Origin of the sequence: Kitasatospora sp. NPDC101183 (assembly GCF_044767945.1) — a bacterium.
Classification (GTDB): domain Bacteria; phylum Actinomycetota; class Actinomycetes; order Streptomycetales; family Streptomycetaceae; genus Kitasatospora.
This window is the reverse complement of the sequence record NZ_JBIWOW010000040.1, coordinates 46,134-53,944: the sequence shown is the minus strand read 5'-3', so window position 1 is coordinate 53,944 and position 7,811 is coordinate 46,134. Positions and strand designations below refer to the sequence as shown.

Genomic DNA, 7,811 nt, shown 5'->3' with positions numbered 1-7,811 from the left:
AGGCCGACGGTGTCGACGACGCGGTCGAGCCAGGCCTTGTCGGCCTTGCGGCCGGCGATGTCCATGGGGAGGGTGATGTTCTCCAGGGCGGTCAGCGTCGGGAGGAGGTTGAAGGCCTGGAAGATGAACCCGATGTGGTCGCGGCGCAGTTGGGTGAGCTGCTTGTCCTTGAGGCCGACGAGTTCGGTCTCGCCGATGGTGGTGGAGCCGGAGGAGACGGTGTCGAGGCCGGCCATGCAGTGCATGAGGGTGGACTTGCCGGAGCCGGAGGGGCCCATGATGGCGGTGTACTCGCCCTGGGGGAAGGTGACGCTGACGTCGTCGAGCGCGACCACGCGGGTCTCCCCCTCCCCGTAGACCTTGTTCAGGCCGGTCGCGCGGGCGGCCGCCCGACCGGTACGGACGGCGGTTGCGGTCGACGTGGTCACGGGGTGCTCCTCGAGGGGTCGCGGGTTCGTATCTCCATGCTCGGTCCGCGATCATGGAACTTCGTCGCTCCGCCGAAGGGTTGGGGCGACCACCGCTGGGCGTACACCGGCTCGGGCCCCTCCTCCTGCGGTATGACGTCAGCCCTGAGAGGAGGTCGGTGGCCGGAATGTTCGCTCCCGGTGGCCGAATCGCGGACAGTTCGTCAGATGGCAAGGAAACATGACAACTTCCCTGGCCGGGAACATGCGAAAGGGCGATCCGGGCGACTAGGCTTCGGGGTGGTTCGCAGGACGCCCGGATGGTGGAACGCAGACACGGGCAGCTTAAAACTGCTTGGCCGCGAGGCCGTGCCGGTTCGAGTCCGGCTCCGGGCACCGCTCGACTGGCGGGGGCGCCGTCGGCGTCCCCGCCGAAAGTCGTTCACCGTCTCATCCTTGCGGCGTCTCCCGAAATTTTTGCCAAGCCATTACCCTGGTGTACGGGCGGTGCAGTGCCGCCACGGAGGGAATGAGCAATGAGAAGCAGCAACCCGGTCTTCTCGCGGGAGGGGTCCTTCACCCGCGACTCCGGCTACGCGGGGTTCGGCCCGAACCAGCAGGCCGGGGCACCGTACGGCCACAACCCCTACGCGGGCACGCAGTACGCCCAGCCGGCACCGGGGCAGGCCCCGATGACGGACGAGCAGCTGTACCAGATGTACAACGGCCCGTCGGCGGGCCCGGCGGCCACCGGGCGGATGACGCTCGACGACGTGGTGGCCCGTACGGCCATGACGCTGCTGACGATGGTTGTCGCCGGTGCGGTGGCCTGGTTCGCCCTGCCGTTCGAGAACTTCGGCTTCGCGATCGCCGCCAGCCTGATCGCCATGGTGGTCGGCCTGGTGGTGTCCTTCAAGCGCAGCGTCAGCCCGCCGCTGATCCTGACGTACGCGGCCCTCCAGGGCTTCGCGCTCGGCGCCGTCTCGCACGCCTTCAACACCATGCTGAACGGCATCGTGGTCCAGGCGGTCCTGGGCACGGCGGCGGTCTTCGCGGCGATCCTGTTCGCCTACAAGAGCGGCCGGATCCGGGTCACCCCGCGCTACCAGCGGATCGGCATCTCGATCGCGATCGGCTTCGTGCTGCTGATGCTGGTCAACGTCGTGGCGTCGGCCGTCTTCGGCGCCGACATGGGCCTGCGCTCGGGCCCGCTGGGCATCGTGGTCGGCCTGGTCGGCATCTGCCTCGGCGCCTTCTTCCTGTCGCTCGACTTCGCGGAGATCGAGACGGCCATCGCCCAGGGCGCCCCGCAGCGGGAGTCCTGGCGGGCGGCCTTCGGGCTGACCCTGTCGCTGGTCTGGATCTACGTCGAGATGCTGCGGCTGATCGCGATCCTGCGCGGCGACGACTAGTCGTACGGTCGCACCCCGCACTGCCGCCGGGCCCCGGAGCACACCAGCTCCGGGGCCCGGCGGCGTCTAGGCTCCTCCCCATGGACGTACAGCCGTTGGTCGAAGCCGTCGAGTCGCTCGCGGACAGGTTCCGCTCGATGCCGCAGAGCTGGCTGCTGGGCGCGGTGCCCGGGCACGCCTCGCGGGCGGGGGCAGGGCTGGCGCTGGCGCGGGAGCTGGCGGGGGCGGCGCTGGCGGCGGAGGGGGAGCCGGCCCGGGAGGTGCCGGACGTCGGGGTGTTCGCGGTGGGGGACCAACTGGCCGTCGCCGGGCACGACCTGGCGGCCGCGCTGGCGGCCCTGCCGGAAGGCCCCGGGGCCGCCGGGGAGTTGGAGCGGGCCCTGGCCTCGGTGCGCGCCACGGCGGCGCTCTGCGGCTGACGGGCCCCGCGTACGCGAAAGGCCGCCCAGGTCGGTAACCCCGATGACCTGGGCGGCCTTTGGCGTACGTCGTCCGTCAGATGCTGGCGACCACCCGGTCCGCCAGGACGTAGACGGCCTCCTCGTCGGTGGAGAAGGTCAGCGAGTACGAGCCGGAGAAGCGCGAGCCGCCGAGCAGCCGGACGTGCTCGCCGGCGCGGACGGCGTCGATCAGCCGGTACGCGGCCTCGCGGTCGCCGGGGGCGACGCACAGCGTGGTGCCGTCCGCGAAGGCGTAGACGTCCAGGGTGCCGAGCGGGCCCGGGCGGACGTCGATCAGGGCGACGGCCTCCTCGGCGAGGGCGGCGAGGCGGGTGTCGGTCCACTCGCGGGAGGGCGCCTGGCTCGGGACGAAGTCGGGGTGCGAGGGGTGGCGGCGCGGGTCGGGCGCGGCGACCGGGGCCTCCTCGACGATCGGGTCGGTGTCCAGCAGCCCGGCCTCCAGGCCGGTGGCCAGCAGGTCGGCCTCGCGGCGGGCGCGGGCGTCCGTGGTGCTCTCCGCGGCCGGGTGGCCGGGGCGCAGCGGAGCGCCGCCCTCGGGGCCGGGCTCGACGGGGCCGGTGCCGTCGTCGCTGATCAGGTCCTCCAGCGCGGAGCGCAGGGCCTCGCCGAACTCCGGGTCCATCGTCCCGGCGTTGTCGGCGGCCTCCTGCGGGCCGGTGGGGCGGGGGAAGAAGAGGGGCCACTCGTCGGTGCCGGTGAAGGCGCCGGTGTAGGGGGAGTCGAAGAGCGGTGCGTCCTCGGCGGCGCGCGCCTCCTGCTCGGCCCAGAACGCCCGGGCCTCGGTGATCTCCCGCTCGCGGTCGGCGGCGAGCGCCTCGGCGACGGCCCGGCGTATCGCGGCCTCGTCGACGGGCGCGGGCGCGGCCGGTGCCGCGGCCCGTGCGTCCAACCGGCGGGAGAGGCCCCGGAGGTGGAGCAGGACGGCGGTCGACACGGTGATCAGGATCAGTAGCAGGATGGTGTAGACGGCGCTCACGGAACGTACTCCTAGCGAGGAGTGGAACGGGGTTACGTCTCCACAGTGCCGCATGTGGGGGTGTTACCGCAGTGGCGAATGTCTAATTTGTCCCGTACTTCCGCCCTTGTCCCCAAATTGTTAGGTACTGCCGTTCTACGCAGTGGAGTTGATCCGCTCCGCAGTGTCGATTTTCGGGCCGGAAACGAACGGAATGAGGGCCGGATCGACCTCGCGGTGTGATCCGGCCCTCAATTACGCTACGTCACTCCAAACGGGTGGTCCAGACCTCCTGCAGAGTCGGATCGCCCGGGGAGGGTGTCAGCTCAGGCGCTCGATGACCATCGCCATGCCCTGGCCCCCGCCGACGCACATGGTCTCCAGGCCGAACTGCTTGTCGTGCCACTGCAGGGAGTTGATCAGCGTGGTGGTGATCCGGGCGCCGGTCATGCCGAAGGGGTGGCCGACGGCGATGGCGCCGCCGTTGACGTTCAGCCGGTCCAGGTCGACGCCGAGGTCGCGGTAGGAGGGGATCACCTGGGCGGCGAACGCCTCGTTGATCTCGGCCAGGTCGATGTCGCCGATGGTGAGGCCGGCGCGCCGGAGGGCCTGCTTGGAGGCCTCGACCGGGCCGTAGCCCATGATCTCGGGGGACAGGGCGCTCACGCCGGTGGAGACCACCCGGGCGAGCGGGGTGATGCCCAGCTCGCGGGCCTTGACGTCCGACATGATCACCAGTGCGGCGGCGCCGTCGTTCAGCGGGCAGCAGTTACCGGCGGTCACGGTGCCGTCGGGGCGGAAGACCGGCTTGAGGCCCGAGACGCCCTCCAGGGTGACACCGGCGCGCGGGCCGTCGTCCGTGCTGACCACGGTGCCGTCGGGGGTGGTGACCGGGGTGATCTCGCGCTCCCAGAAGCCGGCCTTGATCGCGGCCTCGGCGAGGTTCTGCGAGCGCACGCCGAACTCGTCCTGCTCGGCGCGGGTGATGCCCTTGAGGGCGGCCAGGTTCTCGGCGGTCTGGCCCATCGCGATGTACGCGTCCGGCACCAGCCCGTCCTCGCGCGGGTCGTGCCACTCGCCGCCGCCCTGCTCCGCGCGGTTCTCGGTACGGGCCCGGGCCTCGTCGAACAGCGGGTTCATGGTGCCCGGCATGCCGTCCGAGGTGCCGTTGACGCTGCGCGAGACGGTCTCGACGCCGGCCGAGACGAAGACGTCGCCCTCGCCCGCCTTGATCGCGTGCAGCGCCATCCGCGTGGTCTGCAGCGAGGAGGAGCAGTAGCGGGTGATGGTGGCGCCCGGCAGGTAGTCCATGCCCATCTGGACGGCCACGATGCGGGCCAGGTTGTGGCCCTGCTCGCCGCCGGGCAGGCCGCAGCCGAGCATCAGGTCGTCGATCTCGCGCGGGTCCAGCTGCGGGACCTTGGCGAGGGCGGCCTGGATGATGTGGGCGGTCAGGTCGTCCGGGCGGACGTCCTTGAGGGAGCCCTTGAAGGCCCGGCCGATCGGCGAACGGGCGGCGCTGACGATGACGGCTTCGGGCATGGCGGGCTCCTCGCTGGGTGACGGCGGACCTGACGTCCGGGAGGAAAGTTACCGCCTGGTAGGTCAGGCGTCACCCGTACCGGCGTGTGAGCTGGCCGACGTGTTCCCGGGCAGCTCAACGGCCTCCGCGGCGTGCGCGGCCCGTACGGCCTCCGGTGCGAAGGCGGCGCCGATGCGCAGCCGGTGGCGCAGCAGGGCCCAGCGGCGGCCCGCGCCCTCCGCGTCCACGGCGGCCACCTCGGTGCCCGAGCGCCCCGCGGCCGCGGCGGCGGCCACCGCGACGGGCAGCACCGCCTCGCCCGCCAGCGGCTCGGCCGGGCGCTCCTCCTCCGGCCACAGGCCGAGGGCCGCGCAGACGGAGGGCAGCACCGCCATCGCGGCCGTGGCGTAGCCCTGGGCGGAGGGGTGGTAGCGGTCGGCGGCGAACATCTCGGGGCGGGCGGCGAACTCCGGGCCGAGCAGCGAGCCCAGCGAGACCGTCCGCCCGCCCGCCTCGATCACGGCGATGGTCTGGGCGGCGGCCAGCTGCCGGCTCAGCCGCCGGGCGACCCAGCGCAGCGGCGGGCGTACGGGCTTGATCGTCCCGAGGTCCGGGCAGGTGCCGACCACCACCTGGCAGCCGTTGGCGCGAAGCGCCGCCACGGCCTCGCCGAGGTGGCGCACGGCCAGCTGGGCGGGGCTGTGCCGGGTGACGTCGTTGGCGCCGATCATGATCACCGCGACGTCCGGGTGGTGCGGAAGCGCCTGCTCCAGCTGGCCGGAGAGGTCGGCGGAGCGGCCGCCGGAGCGGGCCACGTTGACCAGCCGTACGGGCCGTTCGGCCACCGAGGCCAGGCCCGCGGCCAGCAGCGCCCCCGGGGTCTCGCGGCCGCGCAGCACGCCGAGGCCGGCGCCGGTGGAGTCGCCGAGGACGGCCAGCACGAGCGGGGGCCGGTCGGCGACCGGGTCGTCGGCGAACGCCTCGCCGTAGACGCCGTCCGCCTTGGGCGGGTTGGTCTCCAGGACCCCGATGGCCTGGACGGCGAGCCTGCTCTCGGTCAGCAGCACGCCGACCAGGCCCACGCCCAGCAGGCCGAGCCCGCCGCCGCCGTACGCGGCCGCGGTGGCGATCCGGCGGGCCACCCGGGCCCGCGAGTCCTGTGCGCCTGGCATCCGCTGCCCCCTTCGCGTCCTCGCGTTCGCGTCGTCGTGTTCGCGTCCTCGTGGAGCCCCGCAGGGGAGCCACGGAAAATGCCTGTAACAGCGCTCTTACCCGCGCGGAGGACAGGAGTACCGGTGGGCGTCGGCCATTGGGTGGAGCGAGAGTGGAGGGGGAGGTGCGCCCGGGGCACGCCCTAGGCTTGCCGTACCGGATGCACTCGCATGCCCACACAACGGGAGGACCCTCCGTGCGGTACCACAACTCGATCATCGACCTGGTCGGCAACACGCCGCTGGTCAAGCTGAACAAGGTCACCGAGGGCATCAGCGCCACCGTGCTGGCGAAGGTCGAGTACTTCAACCCCGGCGGCTCGGTGAAGGACCGCATCGCGATGCGCATGATCGAGGCCGCCGAGGCCTCGGGCGCCCTCAAGCCGGGCGGCACGATCGTGGAGCCGACCTCCGGCAACACCGGCGTCGGCCTGGCGATCGTGGCCCAGCAGAAGGGCTACAAGTGCATCTTCGTCTGTCCGGACAAGGTGTCCACCGACAAGATCAACACGCTGCGCGCGTACGGCGCCGAGGTGGTCGTCTGTCCGACCGCCGTCGCCCCGGAGCACCCGGACTCGTACTACAACGTCTCCGACCGCCTCGTCCGGGAGACCCCGAACGCCTGGAAGCCGGACCAGTACTCCAACCCGGACAACCCGGCCTCGCACTACCACTCCACCGGCCCGGAGCTGTGGGAGCAGACGGACGGGCGGATCACCCACTTCGTCGCGGGCGTCGGCACCGGCGGCACCATCTCGGGCACCGGCAACTACCTGAAGGAGGCCTCCGGCGGCAAGGTCCAGGTCATCGGCGCGGACCCGGAGGGCTCGGTGTACTCGGGCGGCACCGGCCGCCCGTACCTGGTCGAGGGCGTCGGTGAGGACTTCTGGCCGACCGCGTACGACCGCCAGGTCGCGGACGAGATCGTCGCCGTCTCCGACAAGGACTCGTTCCAGATGACCCGCCGCCTGGCCAAGGAGGAGGGCCTGCTGGTCGGCGGCTCCTGCGGCATGGCCGTGGTGGCGGCGCTGGAGGTCGCGAAGCGGCTCGGGCCGGACGACGTCGTCGTGGTGCTGCTGCCGGACGGCGGCCGCGGCTACCTGTCGAAGATCTTCAACGACGACTGGATGGCGGACTACGGCTTCCTGCCCTCCTCCACCGACGAGGCGCACATCGGCGAGGTGCTGGCCCGCAAGGAGAGCATCGAGCAGGGCGGCGTCCCGCAGTTCGTCCACATGCACCCGGGCGAGACGGTCGCCGAGGCCGTCCGCGTGCTGCGCGAGTACGGCGTCTCGCAGATGCCCGTGGTCTCGCCGGGCGCCGGGCACCCGGACATCATGGCGGGCGAGGTGGTCGGCTCGGTGGTGGAGAAGCTGCTGCTGGAGGGCATCTTCGCCAAGGAGATCGAGCTCACCGACACGCTGGACAAGGTGATGTCCAAGCCGCTGCCGGTGGTCGGCTCGGGCGAGACCGTCACCAACCTGATGACGGTGCTGGAGAAGGCCGACGCGGCCGTCGTCCTGGTGGAGGGCAAGCCGCAGGGCATCGTCACCCGCCAGGACCTCCTGGGCTTCCTGACGGGCCGCTCCGCGCACTGAGGCGCGGTCACACCGGAAGCGGTACACCGGCGTCACGTGTCCGCATCACCGGGTTAACAACGCTCCGGCATGGTGGTGGTCGTCGGTGAGAACGCCGAACGAGGCGGCGGCGATCGTCCGGGAGCGGCTCCCCGGCGGACGCGCGCCGGCTCCGGACACCGGCGAGCGGTCCTGACCCGCTCGCCGTGTCCGACGCTGCGGGAGGCGCCGATGTCCCGCCCCTGTCCGGCCCGGCCGGATCGACA

The 7,811-nt window shown here is 72.2% G+C and carries 7 protein-coding genes and 1 tRNA gene; 4 read left to right on the top strand and 4 right to left on the bottom strand.

Annotation, left to right across the window (positions count from 1 at the left end; genetic code table 11):
• Window positions 1–428 (bottom strand): ABC transporter ATP-binding protein (locus ACIRRS_RS35675; protein WP_402980281.1); only part of this gene is annotated, 428 nt, incomplete at its 3' end.
• A 293-nt stretch (window positions 429–721) separates the two neighbouring features.
• Here ACIRRS_RS35675 and ACIRRS_RS35670 point away from each other — a divergent pair.
• The 3 genes from ACIRRS_RS35670 to ACIRRS_RS35660 all read left to right on the top strand — a co-directional run bounded on the left by ACIRRS_RS35670 (window position 722) and on the right by ACIRRS_RS35660 (window position 2,238).
• Window positions 722–803, top strand: a tRNA-Leu gene (locus ACIRRS_RS35670).
• A gap of 140 nt (window positions 804–943) precedes the next feature.
• Window positions 944–1,819, top strand: coding sequence for a Bax inhibitor-1/YccA family protein (locus ACIRRS_RS35665; protein WP_402980279.1), 876 nt, complete (start codon window positions 944–946; stop codon window positions 1,817–1,819).
• Window positions 1,820–1,899: 80 nt separating this feature from the next.
• Window positions 1,900–2,238 (top strand): hypothetical protein, encoded by a 339-nt coding sequence (locus tag ACIRRS_RS35660; protein WP_402980277.1) that lies wholly within the window; start codon window positions 1,900–1,902, stop codon window positions 2,236–2,238.
• Window positions 2,239–2,314: 76 nt separating this feature from the next.
• Here ACIRRS_RS35660 and ACIRRS_RS35655 read toward each other — a convergent pair whose 3' ends face one another.
• From ACIRRS_RS35655 to ACIRRS_RS35645, 3 genes are all read right to left on the bottom strand, one after another.
• Window positions 2,315–3,256 carry a hypothetical protein gene (locus ACIRRS_RS35655; protein ID WP_402980275.1) on the bottom strand — a complete coding sequence of 314 codons (942 nt, stop codon included), beginning with the start codon at window positions 3,254–3,256 and terminating at the stop codon, window positions 2,315–2,317.
• A 300-nt stretch (window positions 3,257–3,556) separates the two neighbouring features.
• Window positions 3,557–4,777, bottom strand: a complete 1,221-nt coding sequence (locus tag ACIRRS_RS35650; protein WP_402980272.1) for an acetyl-CoA C-acetyltransferase — start codon at window positions 4,775–4,777, stop codon at window positions 3,557–3,559.
• Between the two features lie 63 nt (window positions 4,778–4,840).
• Window positions 4,841–5,929: an SGNH/GDSL hydrolase family protein gene (locus ACIRRS_RS35645; protein WP_402980269.1), complete on the bottom strand. Its 1,089-nt coding sequence runs from the start codon at window positions 5,927–5,929 to the stop codon at window positions 4,841–4,843.
• A gap of 236 nt (window positions 5,930–6,165) precedes the next feature.
• Here ACIRRS_RS35645 and ACIRRS_RS35640 point away from each other — a divergent pair, with 236 nt between their 5' ends.
• The gene (locus ACIRRS_RS35640; RefSeq protein WP_402980266.1) at window positions 6,166–7,566 is read left to right on the top strand and encodes a cystathionine beta-synthase; all 1,401 of its coding nucleotides are present in this window, start codon (window positions 6,166–6,168) and stop codon (window positions 7,564–7,566) included.
• Window positions 7,567–7,811 lie beyond the last annotated feature (245 nt).